The 15,840-nt window shown below is 63.4% G+C and carries 14 protein-coding genes and 2 tRNA genes; 4 read left to right on the plus strand and 12 right to left on the minus strand.

The genetic code is table 11. From position 1 onward, the window contains the following. Position 1: 1 nt before the first annotated feature. The 4 genes from BSG09_RS08895 to BSG09_RS08910 all read right to left on the minus strand — a co-directional run bounded on the left by BSG09_RS08895 (position 2) and on the right by BSG09_RS08910 (position 5,115). The gene (locus BSG09_RS08895) at positions 2-1,684 is read right to left on the minus strand and encodes an FAD-dependent monooxygenase (protein ID WP_092932261.1); all 1,683 of its coding nucleotides are present in this window, start codon (positions 1,682-1,684) and stop codon (positions 2-4) included. Then, entirely contained in the window at positions 1,684-3,198 is a 1,515-nt protein-coding gene (locus tag BSG09_RS08900) for an electron transfer flavoprotein subunit alpha/FixB family protein (RefSeq protein WP_092932263.1), read from the minus strand. Before BSG09_RS08900 ends, BSG09_RS08895 begins: the two co-directional genes overlap by 1 nt. 1 nt (position 3,199) lies before the next feature. Continuing rightward, the gene (locus BSG09_RS08905) at positions 3,200-4,066 is read right to left on the minus strand and encodes an electron transfer flavoprotein subunit beta/FixA family protein (RefSeq protein WP_092932265.1); all 867 of its coding nucleotides are present in this window, start codon (positions 4,064-4,066) and stop codon (positions 3,200-3,202) included. 191 nt (positions 4,067-4,257) lie between these two features. Further along, entirely contained in the window at positions 4,258-5,115 is an 858-nt protein-coding gene (locus BSG09_RS08910) for a polymer-forming cytoskeletal protein (protein WP_092932267.1), read from the minus strand. A 138-nt stretch (positions 5,116-5,253) separates the two neighbouring features. Between BSG09_RS08910 and BSG09_RS08915 the strand changes: the two genes are divergently transcribed. Further along, positions 5,254-5,451 (plus strand): DUF5800 family protein, encoded by a 198-nt coding sequence (locus BSG09_RS08915; RefSeq protein WP_008014031.1) that lies wholly within the window; start codon positions 5,254-5,256, stop codon positions 5,449-5,451. Positions 5,452-5,479: 28 nt separating this feature from the next. Here BSG09_RS08915 and BSG09_RS08920 read toward each other — a convergent pair whose 3' ends face one another. After that, a complete protein-coding gene (locus BSG09_RS08920) occupies positions 5,480-6,043 on the minus strand; it encodes a DUF420 domain-containing protein (protein WP_092932269.1) in 564 nt (187 codons plus the stop codon). Positions 6,044-6,236: 193 nt separating this feature from the next. Beyond that, positions 6,237-6,321: transfer RNA gene (locus BSG09_RS08925), tRNA-Leu, on the minus strand. Between the two features lie 233 nt (positions 6,322-6,554). Here BSG09_RS08925 and BSG09_RS08930 point away from each other — a divergent pair. After that, positions 6,555-7,274 carry a TVP38/TMEM64 family protein gene (locus BSG09_RS08930; protein ID WP_092932271.1) on the plus strand — a complete coding sequence of 240 codons (720 nt, stop codon included), beginning with the start codon at positions 6,555-6,557 and terminating at the stop codon, positions 7,272-7,274. 24 nt (positions 7,275-7,298) lie between these two features. Here the strand turns inward: BSG09_RS08930 and BSG09_RS20780 are convergent, their stop codons facing one another. Both BSG09_RS20780 and BSG09_RS08935 read right to left on the minus strand, forming a co-directional pair. Continuing rightward, positions 7,299-7,433 carry an HVO_2523 family zinc finger protein gene (locus tag BSG09_RS20780; protein WP_241430493.1) on the minus strand — a complete coding sequence of 45 codons (135 nt, stop codon included), beginning with the start codon at positions 7,431-7,433 and terminating at the stop codon, positions 7,299-7,301. Between the two features lie 146 nt (positions 7,434-7,579). Next, positions 7,580-10,699, minus strand: a complete 3,120-nt coding sequence (locus BSG09_RS08935) for an adenosylcobalamin-dependent ribonucleoside-diphosphate reductase (RefSeq protein ID WP_092932273.1) — start codon at positions 10,697-10,699, stop codon at positions 7,580-7,582. Between the two features lie 438 nt (positions 10,700-11,137). Between BSG09_RS08935 and BSG09_RS08940 the strand changes: the two genes are divergently transcribed. After that, a complete protein-coding gene (locus BSG09_RS08940; RefSeq protein WP_092932275.1) occupies positions 11,138-11,329 on the plus strand; it encodes a hypothetical protein in 192 nt (63 codons plus the stop codon). A gap of 127 nt (positions 11,330-11,456) precedes the next feature. On the opposite strand, the gene trpG is transcribed toward BSG09_RS08940, so the two are convergent. Genes trpG through trpD form a run of 4 tightly spaced genes read right to left on the minus strand, consistent with a single transcriptional unit; the run spans position 11,457 to position 15,494 of the window. Beyond that, positions 11,457-12,104, minus strand: a complete 648-nt coding sequence (trpG, locus tag BSG09_RS08945; RefSeq protein WP_175542179.1) for an anthranilate synthase component II — start codon at positions 12,102-12,104, stop codon at positions 11,457-11,459. Continuing rightward, on the minus strand, positions 12,101-13,819 hold the full coding sequence (gene trpE, locus BSG09_RS08950) for an anthranilate synthase component I (RefSeq protein WP_092932277.1): 1,719 nt from the start codon (positions 13,817-13,819) through the stop codon (positions 12,101-12,103). Before trpE ends, trpG begins: the two co-directional genes overlap by 4 nt. A gap of 5 nt (positions 13,820-13,824) precedes the next feature. Beyond that, entirely contained in the window at positions 13,825-14,481 is a 657-nt protein-coding gene (locus BSG09_RS08955; RefSeq protein WP_092932279.1) for a phosphoribosylanthranilate isomerase, read from the minus strand. Next, the gene (gene trpD, locus BSG09_RS08960; RefSeq protein WP_092932281.1) at positions 14,478-15,494 is read right to left on the minus strand and encodes an anthranilate phosphoribosyltransferase; all 1,017 of its coding nucleotides are present in this window, start codon (positions 15,492-15,494) and stop codon (positions 14,478-14,480) included. Before trpD ends, BSG09_RS08955 begins: the two co-directional genes overlap by 4 nt. 187 nt (positions 15,495-15,681) lie before the next feature. On the opposite strand from trpD, the gene BSG09_RS08965 reads away from it, so the two are divergent. Then, a tRNA-Val gene (locus BSG09_RS08965) sits at positions 15,682-15,756 on the plus strand. Positions 15,757-15,840 lie beyond the last annotated feature (84 nt).

Below are 15,840 nucleotides of genomic sequence, written 5' to 3' on the forward strand. Positions count from 1 at the left end.
ACTATCCCTCGCGGAACTCGATGCCCTTGCCGCCGCGGGGGTGTTCCCACTCGGTGTCGGCGACGATCGCACAGGTCCCACACTCGACGCAGGGTTGGGTGTCGAGGCTCACCAGCGTCTCGGCGGTGCCGTTGGTCTTGACCGTTTCCGACCGGTAACAGCCGCCGCCGAAGTCCTCGGCGCTGACCGGGCAGGCAGTGACAGCCGCGCCGCTTTCCTCGTAGGACTCCTCGAGCAGTTCGATGTGCGGATTGCCGACGTCGGTGTCGTACGTGAGATCGCCGATACGCTCCTCTAAGCTCGGCGGCTCGACGTCGCTGTCCCAGTAGATCGTCTTCCCGTGTTCCTCGGCGATCAGTGTCGGCAGGGTGACGTAGCCGGTCTTCGTATCGGGCAGCATCGACACCAGAAACGGCGAGTTGTACGCCCGCTCGAGGAGTCGATCGGCGATTGGATTGCCGACCGCCAGCGAGCCGATCGGCGAGTCCAGTACCCGCTCGACGGCGTTCGTCACAGCGTCGTGTTCGCTGACGCTTCGGCTGAGTTCGTACCGCTGGGGCCGGAGCTTATCCATCGTCCCGGAGTCATTGAGCAGTTTCGTGTAGCGCCGGCCAGCGGCTTCCGGATCGCGGTTGCCCCGGGTGACGGCGAAGGCGTCGGCCGCGAGCGCGCCTGCGCTGACGGCGTGGTTCATCCCTTTGATGATCGGCCCCTGGGCCTGCATCTGGCCGGCGGCGTCACCGACGAGGACGAGCCGGTCGCGGTAGGGACGGCGGTGGGCGACCTTCTTCGAGTCGGGAACGAGTTTCGCCGCGTACTCGCGCTCGTGGTACTCGTTTTGGAACCAGCCGGCCAGCACCGGATGGGTCAGCAGGGCATCGAGTAGCTCGTGGGGTTCGGCCTCCTGCTCGACGAGACTATCGAGGTGGAAGACGGTCCCGATCGACAGCGAGTCCTCGTTCGTATAGAGGAAGCCACCGCCGCGAACGTCACTGAAGAGGTCACCCGAGAACAGGTGAGCAGCCCCTTCGTCGGGCGCGATGTCGAACCGGTCGTCGATCGCATCGGGATCCATGTCGACGACGGCCTTGACGCCCTGAAACCACTCGTCGGGCTCTTCCCAGTCCATCAGCCCCGCCTCGCGAGCGAGTTCGGAGTTGACACCGTCGGCCGCAACGATCAGGTCTGCCTTGATCGGATCGAGTTCGTCGCAGGTGACACCGACGATCTCGCCGTTCTCTCGAAGGAGGCCGTCGACGTGCACGTTTGTCAGAACGCCCCCGCCGGTCTCGCTGGTCTTCTCGTGGACTCGCTGCTCAAGCCACGAGTCCATCTCCCGACGCAGGACGGCGTCACACCAGTCGGTGTCGTGTTCGTGAAGATCGGTCAGGTCGTAGGTCTTGACCGCGTTGCCGGCGATGTTGTGGATGTAGTAGTCCGTGACCGGCCGCTCGGACGCGCGCTCGCGGAAGCCGTCGAAGAGGTCGTCGATCTTGTAGGGAGCCGACTCCTCGGCGTAGATCAGCCCACCGGAGACGTTCTTCGCACCCGCCTCCGTGCCGCGTTCGAGGACGAGCGTCTCGATGCCGTGATCTGCCAGCCGCGAAGCCGCCGCAGCGCCGCCGGGACCACAGCCCACGACGACGGCCTCGTAGTGTTCGTAGACGTCCGTTTCGGTCGTCATCACTCGTCACCTCCATCGGCGACGGCCTCGGGCTCGAGCCCCAGTCCATCCGATTCGACGGCCTCCGTAAGCCGCGGCAGGACCTCGAAGAGGTCGCCCTCGATGAAGTAATCGCTGAAGTCTCGAATCCGGGCATCGGGGTCGGTGTTGATCGCGACGATCGTGTCGGATTCGTCCATGCCGACCTTGTGCTGGACCGCTCCCGAGACGCCCGCGGCGATGTAGACGTCTGGTGCGACGACCTGGCCGGTTTCGCCGATCTGGCGCTCCTCGTTCGAGTATGACTCGACGTGACCCTCGAACTGGTAGGAAGACGTAACGATCCCCCGCGTAATCCCGAGTGCGGCGTCGTCGAAGGCATCGACCAACTCGAGGCCCAGTTCCATCCCCTCGGTCGGATCGTCGGCGATCCCGCGCCCGAGACAGACGATCACGTCGTGGCCGGTGAGATCGATCCCGGCCTCGAGACGGTCGTGGTCGGTGATTTCGACGCGGAACCAGTCGTCGTCTAAGTTCATATCGTGTTCGACAACCAGTCCCTCGCGGTCGGGGTCGCGTTCCATCGGTTCGAAACTGCCCGGAATGACCGAACAGCCCTGCGGATGGAACTCTCGGCCAGGGTTGTCCAGACAGAGAATCGTCGAGTACTCGAAGCCCGAGAAGTCCGGGCGTTTCATATGCAGGACCTTCTCGAAGGTCTTCTTGACGCCGGGCTCGCCGGTCTTGACCGGGTTCGACACCTCTTCGGCCTCGATGAACAGATCGGAACAGTCCGATGCCAGCCCGGAGTCGAGTTCGGCCTGGACCTTCGCAGAGAGGTCCCGCCCGTTGTTCGTCGCGGGGAACAGGATATACCGTGGCTCGTCGTAGTCGCGCCAGTCGGTGCTCTCGACGGTCCCCTTCCCGCGGGCCATGTGGGCCGCGATCTCGGTGTAGGGTTTGTGCAAGAATCGCTCGAGGCGCTCGTCGTCGTGATAGACCGCGACATCTGCCCCGTAGGCGATACACTCCTCGGCCAGCCCCTCACAGTCGTCGCCCATCAGGAAAGCAACGACGTCTTCGTCGTCGCCGTAGTCCTCCTCGAAGCCGTCCATGAGCTCGCGGGCCTTGCCGAGCATCTCCGTCGAGACGTCGAGCAACTCGCCGCCCTGAGTCTCACAGAAGACCCACATATCCGCGTATTCGCCGTCTTCGAGCGCCCGGACGTGTTTCTTGTCCCGAGTGGGACGTGAGAGGTCATCGTCTTCTTCGGCGTCCTCGCCCTCCGGCTCCGACTCGTCATCCGCATCGCCTCCGTCCGTAGCCGCCGCTTCACCTGCTTCGGTATCGCCGTGTTCGCCGTCGGCGGCACCGATCTCCTCGAGCCGGTCTTGGATCGCCTCGCGGGCCGTCGTCCGATCCTGGCCGGCTTGCTCGGCCTCGAAGATCGCCTGAAGGTCGTCAGCGTCGTCGATCGTCTCGAGTTCGTCGGTCAGTTCCTCGACGGTGTAGTCGTCCGGATCGATGGCTGGCATATCAGTCACCTGCCTCCGCGGCGTGGGGCTGCAGTTCCTCGAGAACCGGTGCTATCTCGTCTTCGGCGGGGTCGATCATCGTCGCCTCTCGCTCGGAGGGCGCTTTGGGGATCGGATCGACCGACGAGACGATCGTCGGCGACCCATCGAGCCCGATGTAGTCGGGATCGAGATTTAGGTCGGTGTGATCCCACATCGTCAGGTAGTCGTCGTGGTTCGCGGCTCGCTGTTGGGTTTCGGCTCGCAATTCCTTGTGTGTTAGTCGATGCGAGGCCTTCCGGTATGTCGGCTCGAACTCGGGATCGGTGACGACGAAACAGGGCAACGGCGCTTCCACGGTTTCGACCTCGTCGATATCGCCCTCGACGAGCCGTTTCGCACGCAACATCCGCTCGTCGGGATCGATGTCGAGTGCGATGACGTGAGTGACAATCGGCCAGTCCATCGCCCAGCAGGTCTGCGGGCCGGTCTGGCCGGTCTCTCCATCTGCCGTCTTGAATCCAGCAAAGACCAGATCGACGTCCGCAATTTCCTCCTGATACTTCTCGAGGCCGGCGCTCAGCGTGATCGCCGTCGCCCAGGTATCGGAGGCGGCCAGTTCCCGATCCGAGAGCAAATAGGTATCGTCGGCGTAAACCGTCTCCATCGCCCCCTGCAAGACCTCGGCGTACCCGGGCGGCCCCATGCTCATTCCGGTGACGTGGCCGCCGTGGCGGACTTTCGTCTGTAGTGCGGCCTGCAGCGCGAACTCGTCGTTGGGGTTCATAACGGTCGGCGTCTTCCCCCGTTCTAGGTGGCCGTCTTCGTCGAACGAGACGGCCCCTTCCGAGAAGTCCGGGACGCCTTTCGTGAGTACGATCGATCTCATCGTCCCCTCCGCAACTGTGTGGTTACTATTCGCATGTCTGTGGCCCCCTATCATAGTATCAGTATTAAGAATAGGGGAGGTAATCGCTGGCAGGAAATGGCCACGAAGCGGGTTTCTCTCGAGCGATATCAGGAAAATAGCGTCGACAGGGGCAGCTATAACCTGCGTGCGATCGGGATGACCGATCAGTCTTATTCCTGTTCGCGTTCGGTCGTCCCCATCGTGATCTCACCGGCAGCGCGAATCGTGCCGTCGACCTCGGCGTCAGGGCCGAGCTCGAGATCGCCACAGGAGACGTCACCGAGGATGCGCGCATCGGCACCGATCTCGACATCGCCGTTACGAGTGGTGACGTCGCCGTGAATTCGCGTGCCGTCACCGACGAAGATATCACCGCGTGCCCGGAGACTCCCGAAGATATTGCAGGACGTTCCGACGTCGATCGTCTCCGCGCGGACGTTTCCGTGAAGGCGACAGTCGTCGCCGATCGTTGCGGGCGTCGAGACGCGCCAAGCGTCGTCACCGACGGTCGCGTTCTGTGGGATCACCAGCGGTTCGGCGTCGGCGTCGTCCGCATCGTCCTCGAGGAGTTCGGAGACGAGTTGCTGGGCAGTGTCGTCCTCGCCGATCAACAGGAGGTGTTTGAGATAGACGAACAGGAAAACGATCGTCGGCATCGGGTTGCGGATGACGATCCAGCCGTTTGCCTCGAATCCCTCCTCGATTTCGACGTCGTCACCGATGTCGAGATCGCCCGCGACTTTCAGCCTGCCGCCAACGTGGACGCGTTCGCCGATGTAAGCGTCCTGCCCGACGAGGACGTTTTCGGCGACGTCACACCACATGTCAAGCCGACAGTCACCGTCGGCCTCGATCGCGCCGCCGAACTCGGCCCCTTCGCCGGCCAAGACGTTTCGGCCGCGGACCCCGAACTCGACGGTCGAGCGGCCACCGACGAGGACGTCCCCGTCGGTAACGACGTCGCGCTCTTGCGTTTCCGTTCCATCGGGAACGATGAGTTCGTCGAGCGGATCCCTGCTGAAGGCCACATTCACGTCACAAGGACATATCACCTAATAAATGTCGCGCGTCGTCGGCCGTTCGTCTGACGTGTGTCTGCCGGATGAGAGCAGTGGCGGCCGCAGACAGTCGCCCCGTTTTTACACTCCCGTTGCGTACGGCCAGTCATGACTACACTCGCGTTCGACGACGACGGTGTCGATGTCGTCTACGAAGGGACCGAGTTCCGCCTCGAGCGGGACTTAGTCGAGGAAGCCACCGAGAAGTCCTACTATGACGTGACTGACCACGAAGTTCTGAAAATCGTCGCCGAACAGCCGAACCTGCAGGGCGAGCCGCGCCGCATCGGCGATATTTTGGACTGAGACGGATTGCGATCCCGTCTCTGGGTCGCTAGTAGACGACGTGGAGGAGCACGAACACCACAATCCCGAGTGTAAACGAGATTAGCCATAGCGTCGCGGCGATCCGGCCTACGCGGGCGTGGCTCGTCCGCGCGAGTTCTGCAGCCGGCCGGGAGAACGCGAGCATGAGGGCGTAGTAAACCAACGGAATACAGACGATCGCCAGCAGGATGTGGATCGCCAGCAACGGCAGATAGACGAACTGGTAGACGGTCTCCGGACCAGGGAACGGCTGTGGGCCGCCAGTCACAGTCAATCGGTACAGATAGAGGACGAGAAAGCCCACGAACAGCCCGAACGACGCCATCATCGCGATCCGGTGGCGGTCGACGTTCCCGCGACGGATCTCGCGCCACCCCATCGTGATCGTTCCGATCGCGGCCGCGCTGATCACGGCGTTAACGAGCGGAATCGTCTCGATGACCCACTCCGGAGCTGCGGGGACGCTTGAGGACGGAATCCGGCCGCCCGCAGCCGCGAAGACGACCGCCAGCGATACCACGCTCAACACGCCGGTGAGAAGCCGCACGCGCTCTCTGGGGACGTATTCCATGTGTGGTCGTTCGAGCGCAGCGGGAAAGTGGTTACTCTCTGGGGTGGTCCTGCCGCTGCCGCTCGAGTCAGCGCATCATCGTGACGATGGCTGTCACTCGTCGGAAGTAGTGTCGGAAAGGATTATGCGTGGGTGATGTCCACGAAGGGAGATCACCTGCATCGATTGTGGTGGATGTGTTCCACCGATGCGATGCGTGGGACCGGATTCGAACCGGCGGACCCCTACGGGACAGCGCCCTCAACGCTGCGCCGTTGGCCTGGCTTGGCTACCCACGCTCGCTGTCTTTGTCTGCACTCAATCGTATCCAGTGTGATTATAAAAGCCCTTTCCTTTGCGTCCGCGACTGCGGTCGAATCACACACTCCTAGTTATACCTGAATGATGAGTTTCCGGTCGATTCGCCTCGTTGCTGGTCGATCGGTTCCTGGTAGTCGCGATACTTGCCGCTATCTTCACGACGAGCAGGACAGTCACAAAGGTTTCAACGCTCGAGCGATAGGTTCGACCGATGGCTGTACCGTCGAGTCGGTCGCGCGCGCTCGCCGGGGCGCTCGTCGCCGTCGGGATGATCGCCGCCGGCATCCTCGTCTCGCCGACGACAGTGCTCGAAACCGTCGACGCGATGGCCGCGGATCCGGTCTTGTTTGGGGTCGCCGTCGCGGGACTCTATCTCGTGCGACCAGCACTGGCCTGGCCAACCACGCCGCTGGCGGCCGTCGTCGGCTACGGCTTCGGCGTCGCGGCCGGCGTTCCCATCGCGCTCGCTGGCGTCGTCACGACGGTCCTCCCGACGTTCGTCGCGGTCCGGTGGCTTACCGGCGACGACACAGCTCTCGCGGCTGACAACGACGGCGGGCTGCTCGAGCGAGCCGGCGAAACCGTCGCGCGCTATTACGACACTGCGGGGCCGCTACGGGGCGTCACCGCCTCGCGGCTGGCACCGATCCCCTCTGACGTCGCGACGTGTGCGGCCGCCGTCAGCGATGTCGACCTCCGGCATCTGATCGTCGGAACGGCGTTCGGTGAATTGCCGTGGACGATCGCTGCAGTCGTCGTCGGTGCCTCCGCGGCGACAGTTTCGACGAACGGGCTCGGTGATCTCGGGCTCGCGCTCTCGCTTGGCTGTGCGCTCGCTGCGACCCTCTTGCTCGCCGGTCCGCTCTATCGTGCGCTGCGCGCGCGGACCCAGCGGCGAGCCGACGGCTCGAGGCGATCGACGGACGGCTAACGAAGTTCTGCGCTCGAAAACCACTCACCGGAAGGGGTCGCTGCAATCGATAATGACGCCGTGGTGTGGACAGACGTACTTGCAGTGGCGTTTGTACATCGGTTCCTCACAGTGTGGACAGCGCGGACCACCGGCCCCGCGGTCACTTGTGTCGTCCATCTCTGCACCACCGGCAGTACGTTCCCCACCGTTGCCAGTCATGGCACCGTGTTCTCGCCGGCAAGTGCTAAGTGTGGTGTTCTGCTGGGTACACGACGAAAAGCGAGAGCAAAACGAGACAGAGATATAGACGTCGAAGCGCCTAGTCAGCACTCGCTCCAGCCACAGGACTCGCAGGTCTTGCAGCCTTCGGAGAAGTATAGCGACATCGACCCACAGTCGGGACACTCCGGCGACTCGCCGGCATCGATGAGATCTTGAGTCGCATCGTCGTCGGCAGCCGCCGCGCCGCCCTGTGCGGCGGCCGCACCGCCGTCGGTTTCATGACCGGCGGGTTCGACGCGATCCGCGTCAGCCGACTCCTCGAGCGTCTGTTGTTTCGGATACGGCTTGTCGATCTCGCCCTCGAGATAGCGACGCATCGCGGTACCGATCGCATCGGGGATCGACTGGATCTGCTCGCCCTTGTCCCAGGCGACCTTGGGACTGCGGGTCCCACAGAGCTCGTCGACGATCTCGTCTGGATCGACGCCCGAGCGCAGCGAGGTCGAGATTACCTTCGCCAGCGCCTCGGTAAAGGAGTTGGTGAAACCACCAGAGTGGCCGATGTTGGCGAACAGCTCGAACGGCTGGCCGGTCTCGGGATCTTCGTTGATCGTGACGTAGATCTTCCCGTAGCCGGTGTCGATGCGCTGGCTGACGCCCTGAAGGGCGTCGGGCCGTTCGCGCTTCTCGGTAAAGTCGACCTGCATCGGCTCGGCGTCGCCCAGCAGCGAGTCGACGTCGTCCTCGAGGACGTCCTGAACCTCCTCGCTCTCGAGGAACTGCTCTAAGCCGCCGAAGATCTCGTCGATCTGCTCGACCAGCGTCTCGGCTGCTTCGGTCTCGTCAGCGAAGTCGGCGTTGTCCGCCCGCGTCGTCAGGACCTGTTTGCTGCGGGTGCCGTCACGGTAGTAGGTGACGCCTTTCCCGCCGTGATCGTAAATGTACTCGAACACGTCCTTGGCGTCTTCGAGCGTGGAGTCGTTGGGCGCGTTGACGGTCTTCGAAATCGCGGAGTCGACGCCCTCCTGACAGGCGACCTGCACGCCGGCGTGCTCTTTTGCCGAGAGATCACCGGTCGTGACGAACAGTTCGCCAATGGCGTCGGGCACCGTCGAGAGTCCCTCGACGCCGTTGAACTGGTTGGTCGCCATCTGCTCTTTGGCCTCTTCCTTGACCGCTTCGACGTCGATGTCGTTGTCCTCTAGGACGCGGAGGAAGTAGTCGTCGAACTCGACGAGCATCTCGTCGCCTTGAACGTCGTCGGAGACGTTCTTGTAGTAGGCAACGTTGTAAATGGGTTCACAGCCGCCGGTGGTGTTGCCGACCATGCTCGTGGTGCCTGTGGGGGCGATGGTCGTCGTGTTGTGGTTCCGGACTGGGAACCCGTCTTCCCACTCGTCGGCGTCGAGGCCGGTCTGCTTCTCGAACCACTCGCGGTACTCGGTCGGGTTCGCGTACTTGGACTTGTCCCACTCGTCGAAGCTCCCGCGCTCCTCGGCGAGTTCGTGGGATGTCCACTTCGAGGTGTGGTCGATGTGGGTCATCAGCTGGCGCGCGACCTCGTTGGAGGCTTCGCTGCCGTACTCCATGCCAAGTTGGATGTACAGCTGCGCCAGACCCATGATGCCCAGGCCGATCTTGCGCATCTCCCGGACCTTCTGTTCGATCTTCTCGACTGGGAAGTCCGACATCGTGACGACGTTCTCGAGGAATCGGGTACCCATCTCGATGCGGCGGTCGAGGTCCTCGAAGTCGACGGCGTCGTCGAGGAAAGCGTCTACGGCGTCCGCGAGCGTGTCGTACTCATCGCCGTGCTCGTCGTACCAGACGCGCCAGTCAGGGGCCTCGAGGTCCGCAAGCGTCGAGAGGTTGATGTGGCCGAGGTTACAGGCCTCGTACTCCTCGAGGGGCTGCTCGCCGCAGGGGTTCGTCGCAAGGATGCGGTGGTCGGGGTGTTTCTCGACGTCGAAGGAGTGTTGCTTGTTCACCCGCTCGAGGTAGATAATGCCGGGTTCGCCGTTCTCGTGAGCGCCCTCGACGATGTCGTCCCAGAGTTCTTCGGCGGGGATCGACAGCTCCTCGCCGACCTCGACGTATTCGCCGAGGCCGAATATGTCGTAGAGCTCTTTCGTCTCTTCCGTTGCGATGTGTGCCTCGCCCGTTCGGGGGTTGGTGAACGTAAACTCCTCGCCGTTCTGGACGGCCTCCATGAAGTCGTCGGTGATGCCGACGGAGATGTTGAAGTTCGAGAGGTGGCCCTCGACGGCGTTCCGGAGATGCTTGGGGACCCGCCCCTCGTCGTCGATGAGTTCGCGGGCTTCGTCCAAGGCGTCCTGGAAGGAGGTGTGGGTGTAGTCGTCGGGGTCGTTCAGGCGCAGCGTCTCGGCCAGCGAGACGTCCTTGTTCTTGGCGTGGATGAACTGGATGACGTCGGGGTGGGAGACGCGCATGACGCCCATCTGCGCGCCGCGGCGAGCGCCGCCCTGGGCGATCGTCTCGCACATCTGGTCGTACGTGCGCATGAACGTGATCGGTCCCGACGCGATGCCGCCGGTCGAGCCAACCGCGTCGCCGTAGGGACGGAGCCGCCAGAAGGCATAGCCCATGCCGCCGCCGCTCTGGAAGACCTGCGCGGCCTCCTTGGCGGTCTGATGGATATCGTCGATGTCGTCGTCGGGAGAGTCGACGAAACACGCCGAGAGCTGTTGGAGTTCGTCGCCCGCGTTCATCAGGGTCGGCGAGTTCGGCATGAAGTCGAGGTTCGCCATCATCTCTTGGAACTCGTCGGCGACGTCCTCGACGTGCTCGCGGATCTCGTCGGGGAGCTCGGGGACGACGGTGTCGTAGGCGAACTTGTTGACGTTGTAGATAGAAAGCGTCGTTTCAGTATCGTCGTCCGCGGTGGTACCGGCACCGAAGACCTCCTCGGCGAGTTCGTCTCGCCGCGGGTGGTCGGGCTTGAGTTGGTCGGGCGTGACCGTAATCTCGAGGTCCTGCTTTTCGGCCTCGTAGACGGCTTCTGCGAGCGCGATGTTCTTTCCGACGCGCTCGAAGAGATCCTCCTGTTCTTCGATGAGGTCGCCGTCGGCGTTCTTGCGCAGATAGCGCGCTGGCAGAATGTTGTGGTAGGCGTTGTCGGTCAGTCGCTCCTCGAGGGTGTCGCCCTCGGTGCGCTTGATCGGGAGGGTCAACTCCGCCGCAGAGAGGTCGGTGTTGCTCATTCGCGAGCCACCTCGTCGCTACACCGCTGCAACGCGTCGATTCTGGCGTGGGTCCGGGTCCTGACTCTAATCATTCGTGACGAAGGTTCAGTATTCACGTATTCATCTTAAGCGTGGTGTTTTCTCCTACTCTTCTTGTAGTAGTACAAATCTAGTTGTATAGATGTCTCTGTAGCCTATCGTGTCTAGGTCTCCCGCGGCCGTCGAAACGGCCGCCTGTGCGGTCACTCACTTCTACGTGGCCGACCGTCTTAACGATTTTCAGACCGAACTGAAAGTGATTGTAAGCGACGATATCCCGTCGCTTTCGTGAGATTTTCTCTTTCACAAAGCAGCGACCGGGTGGTTCGAGTCGCCGACTCCCGACTGATCACTCACTGGCGCTGATTAGTTACGATATCCAGAAAGATTACGTCGCTGTAGTGTGGTAAATCACATATGCTCGACGCACTCACGTCGGTACCACCGATCCTGCTGGTGCTGACTGCGCTTGCCGCCTTCGCCGTTGTCGTCGTCGCGGTCAAGATCGCGATCAAACTCGCCGTTAGAATCGGGATCGTCGCCGCCGTCGTCCTCGCGGGGCTCTACGCTGCTGGCATCACTGATCTCTCGTTTCTCCCCTTTTTCTGAGCGCTACCGTCCCGTTTCGCTGCCACGAAACCGCAGGCTTGTCGGACTCATACGGTCTGCTGTAACTGTGTACCGGTGGAACCGCGACCGTCCTGAGTTGCACCGGACTGATTTACCGGAGTCCGTATCAGACCTGCGCGAGGAAATTCTCAATCACGTCGTGGCCGGCCGCCGTGAGCACGCTTTCGGGATGGAACTGCACGCACTCGAGGGGATACTCGCGGTGGCGCACGCCCATGACGAGCGTCTCCTCGCCGTGGTCTGCGGTCGCCGACACCTCGAAACAGTCGGGAACCTCGGTCGCGACCAGGGAGTGGTACCGGCCCGCGCGAAAGCCCTGCTCTAAGCCGGCGAAGACGCCCTCGCCGTCGTGGTCGACTGCTGAGGCCTTGCCGTGGATCGGTTCGGGAGCCCGACCGACAGTCCCACCGTATTCGTAGACGGCGGCCTCGAGGCCTAGACAGACCCCCAGCGTCGGCACTTCGGGGGAGAGGTCACGGAGCACGGCCATCGAGACACCGACGTCGCGGTCGTGTTTCGGGTGGCCGGGGCCGGGGCTGATGACGATCGCATCAGGGTCGACGGCGCGCACGTCCGCAAGCGAGGCCGTGTTCTTCAGCACCTCGGTTTCAGTGTTGGATAGCTGGCTGACGTACTCGACGAGATTGTACGTAAAGGAGTCGTAGTTGTCGATGAACAGGACCGTGATCGACTCCGCTGTCACGCCGTCGTGCTCGTCTTCGATCGCGTCTACTTCATCTGTCGTCGTGTTCATCGACTCACCTCCGGCGTTGCTTCCGCGTCACCGATGTTCGACTCCGCAGCCGGGCGTTCAATCTCCTCGAGCGCCGCTAAAACGCCACCCATCTTCTTTTCTGTCTCCTCGTACTCGGCGGTCGGGTCGCTGTCGGCGACCAGTCCTGCACCGGCCTGTACCGTAACGCGGTCCTGATCACCCTCGTTTTCGACAGTTGCAGTCCGGATCACGATCGCAAAGTCTGCATCACCGGTCCACGAGTAGTAGCCGACGCCGCCGCCGTAGAGGCCGCGTGGCTCAGTCTCGAGGTCGTCGATAATCTCCATCGCGCGGATCTTCGGCGCGCCCGAAAGCGTCCCGGCAGGGAACGACGCTCGGGTTGCGTCGAACGCGTCGGGAGACTCCGTCTCCCGGGCTGCCGAACGTGTTTCGGCAACATCCGAATCGTCGGCCAGCCGGCCGGTCACTGTCGACTCGATGTGCTGGACGTGGCTGTACTTGAGGACGTTCATGAACTCGTCGACGCGAACGGACCCTGGCTCCGAGACGCGGCGCACGTCGTTGCGCGCCAGATCGACCAGCATCGTGTGTTCGGCTCGCTCCTTGCCGTCGGCGAGCATCTCGCCCGCGAGTCGGCGATCCTCGACGGGACTCGAGCCTCGGTCGCAGGTCCCCGCGATCGGATTGGACATGACCTCGCGGCCGCGCACCGAGATGAGCGTCTCGGGGCTGGCCCCGACAACGGTCAGGTCGTCGTGGTCGAGCAGATACATATACGGCGACGGGTTCACCTCGCGCATCGCCTCGTAGAAACCGAGGGGATCGATGTCGCCGTACAGCTCTCGCGTCCGGGAGATCACGCCCTGATAGATGTCGCCGTCGAGGACGTGCTCTTTGGCCTGCCGAACGCTTTCCTCGTATTCGTCTTTCGGCCCCGCGACCTCGTCCTCGCGGACGAACCCGCCAGTCTCGGGCTGGTCGGCTTCGCGCAGCGTTGCGGCGACGGCGGCCGCCTCGTCGACGAGCGCGTCGTACACCGCATCGGGATCGTCGTCGGCCTCGAGGACGGGCGTAAAGACCAGCGAGACCGTCCCGTCGCGTTCGTCGAACGCCAGCGTCTTCGTCGTCAGGAGGAACTGCGCGTCGGGGAATCGCGAGTCGGGCCGCTCGAGTCCGACCTCCTCAAGCCAGAGGTCGTAGACGGCGTCGTAGGCCAGAAAGCCGACCAGCCCGCCCTCGAGATGCTGCCGATCGTGGTCGGGGACGTTCTCGAGGCGTACGTCCGGCATCGCCGCCCGGAGCGCGTCGACGGTGTCGCCGTCGGCGTCCGTCTCGATCGCTGCAAGCGGCGCGTCGTCGGACAGCGCTTCGACTGTTGCGTCGCCGGATTCGACCGTCACGACGGCGTCGGGATCGTAGCCCACGTAGGAGTAGCGCGCGTGGCGTGCGGCACCCGTGGTACTCGGCCGGAAGGCACCATCGGGGTCGCTCGAGGCGGTCTTTTCGGCACTCTCGAGGAGGAACGCGTACGGCGTGCGGTCGCGGTCGGTCGCCCCAGAACGACCGGTGAGTGCGGCATAGGCTGCAAGCGGGGTTGTATCGACCTCGAGGGTCGCGACGGTGCGGACGACGACCGGCTGGTCTGCTCGGTCCGCGCTCGCATCCGCGTAGGAACGAAACGTTTCGCGGTCGATGTCGAACGTCGACGGCTCAGTAGTATCGGACTCGGTCATGGTGATCACGGCTCCGGCTCCGCCGGGCGGGCGGCGGTCTTCGCTCGGCTGACGAACGATTGGACGGCATCAACGTCTTTGACGCCGCCGCGTTTCTCCACGCCGCTTGCGACGTCGACGGCGAACGGCTCGACGGTCCTGACTGCATCGGTGACGTTTGCGGGCGTGAGCCCGCCCGCGAGGATCACCGGTGACTCGAGGTCGGCCGCGGCCGTACGGGTTCGATCCCAGTCGTGGGTCCGGCCGGTCCCGCCACCGCCGTCCTCGCCCGCGGTGTCGACGATGAGTCCGTCGACGACGCCGTCGTAGGCCTCAGCGCTCGTCACGTCATCGGCGTCGATCGCGAGCAGGAGATCGGTGTCGACTGCCGACTGCAGGGCGTCGAGGTCATCGGGATGGCCACCGCCGTGGAGCTGGAGCGCGTCGGGCTCGACTGCCTCGACTAACTCGACTGCGTCGGCGGGATCGTCGACCATCGTCACGAGCACGCTCGTCACGAACGGCGGCGTGGCGGCTGCCAGCTCCGTCGCTCGTTCGACAGACACCTCACGCGGCGTGTCGACCGGTACGTCACAGATGATGCCGACCGCGTCCGCACCCGCGTCGACCGCCGCCGCGAGATCGGAGTCGCTGGTGAGTCCACAGACCTTGACTCGCGTCATCGTCCCTCTGGCTGTGGCGTCACGCTACAAAGCTGCTCGAGTTTCCGGGCCGCCGCGCCGGATTCGATCGCCTCGTGGGCGGCATCGGCACCGGCCTCGAGCGAGGTGGCCTCGCCCGCGACGTAGATTGCCGCGCCCGCGTTCGCGAGTATAACGTCGCGTTTGGCACCGGTCACGTCGCCTTCGACGATGCCACGCATATCCGCGGCGTTCTCCTCGGGAGCGCCGCCGGCGATGTCGTCGATAGCGTGTTCGTCGAGGCCCAGATCAGCAGGCTCGAGTGTGTATTCCTCAACGGAGCGGCCGTCGACTTCGGCGGCGACGGTCTCGCCGTGGATAGCGATTTCGTCGGTGCCCGCACCGTGGACAACCAGTGCGCGCTCGATATCCATCCGCGAGAGGGCGTCCGCGAGCGTCGAGACGAGATCGGCGTCGTAGACGCCGACGACCTGTGCGTCCGCACCGGCGGGGTTGGTCAGCGGCCCGAGCACGTTGAAGATCGTCCGCATACCCAGCTCCTTGCGCGGGCCGATGACGGCCTTCATCGCCGGGTGGAACACCGGTGCGAGCATAAAGCCGATGCCGTCGTCTTCGATGGCTTCCTCGACCGCCGGCGGTTCGGCCTCGACGTTGACGCCGACTTCCTCCAAGACGTCCGCGCTGCCCGACGACGATGAAACCGAGTAGTTGCCGTGCTTGGCGATCGGAACGCCAGCACCCGCAGCGACGATCGCGCTCGTCGTCGAGACGTTGATTGTATTGTAGTCATCGCCACCGGTGCCACAGGTGTCGACCAGCGGCTCGCGGTCCGGCGAGATCGTGCGGGCTGCCTCGCGCATCCCTTCGGCGAAGCCCGCAATCTCGGCTTCCGTCTCTCCTTTCGCGCGCAACGCCGTCAGGAGTGCGCCGATCTGTGCCTCCGTTGCACCCTCGAAAACGGCCGCTGAAGCCGCTCGAGCCTCGTTCTGTGTCAGATCCTGTCCCTCGGTCACTCGTTCGACGTACTCCTGCATAGTGAACACCAATGTACGTTGTTGTCTTGTAATGCCCAAATTCGTACATCAACTTAAGCGTGTCGACCGGATGCGTGAGGGCGACTCCCGTACGGCCTTCGATTCGAAACCTTCAATTACGGTGGCGAGCAACGATTGAATGCAGTCAGGAAGCGTGGCAGTGAGGTCACGCAAACCGAAACCAGGCGGGTTGGTGGTCTAGTCTGGTTATGACACCTCCTTGACATGGAGGAGGCCGGCAGTTCAAATCTGCCCCAACCCACTAATTTTCCTGCGAACAAGTCCCTAAGTGGTGTATTCTTCCCACTCGAGAGTGATCAGGACGAACTAGACACGGTGGGATCGA

It is taken from the genome of Natrinema hispanicum, assembly GCF_900111485.1.
Classification (GTDB): Archaea; Halobacteriota; Halobacteria; order Halobacteriales; family Natrialbaceae; genus Natrinema; species Natrinema hispanicum_A.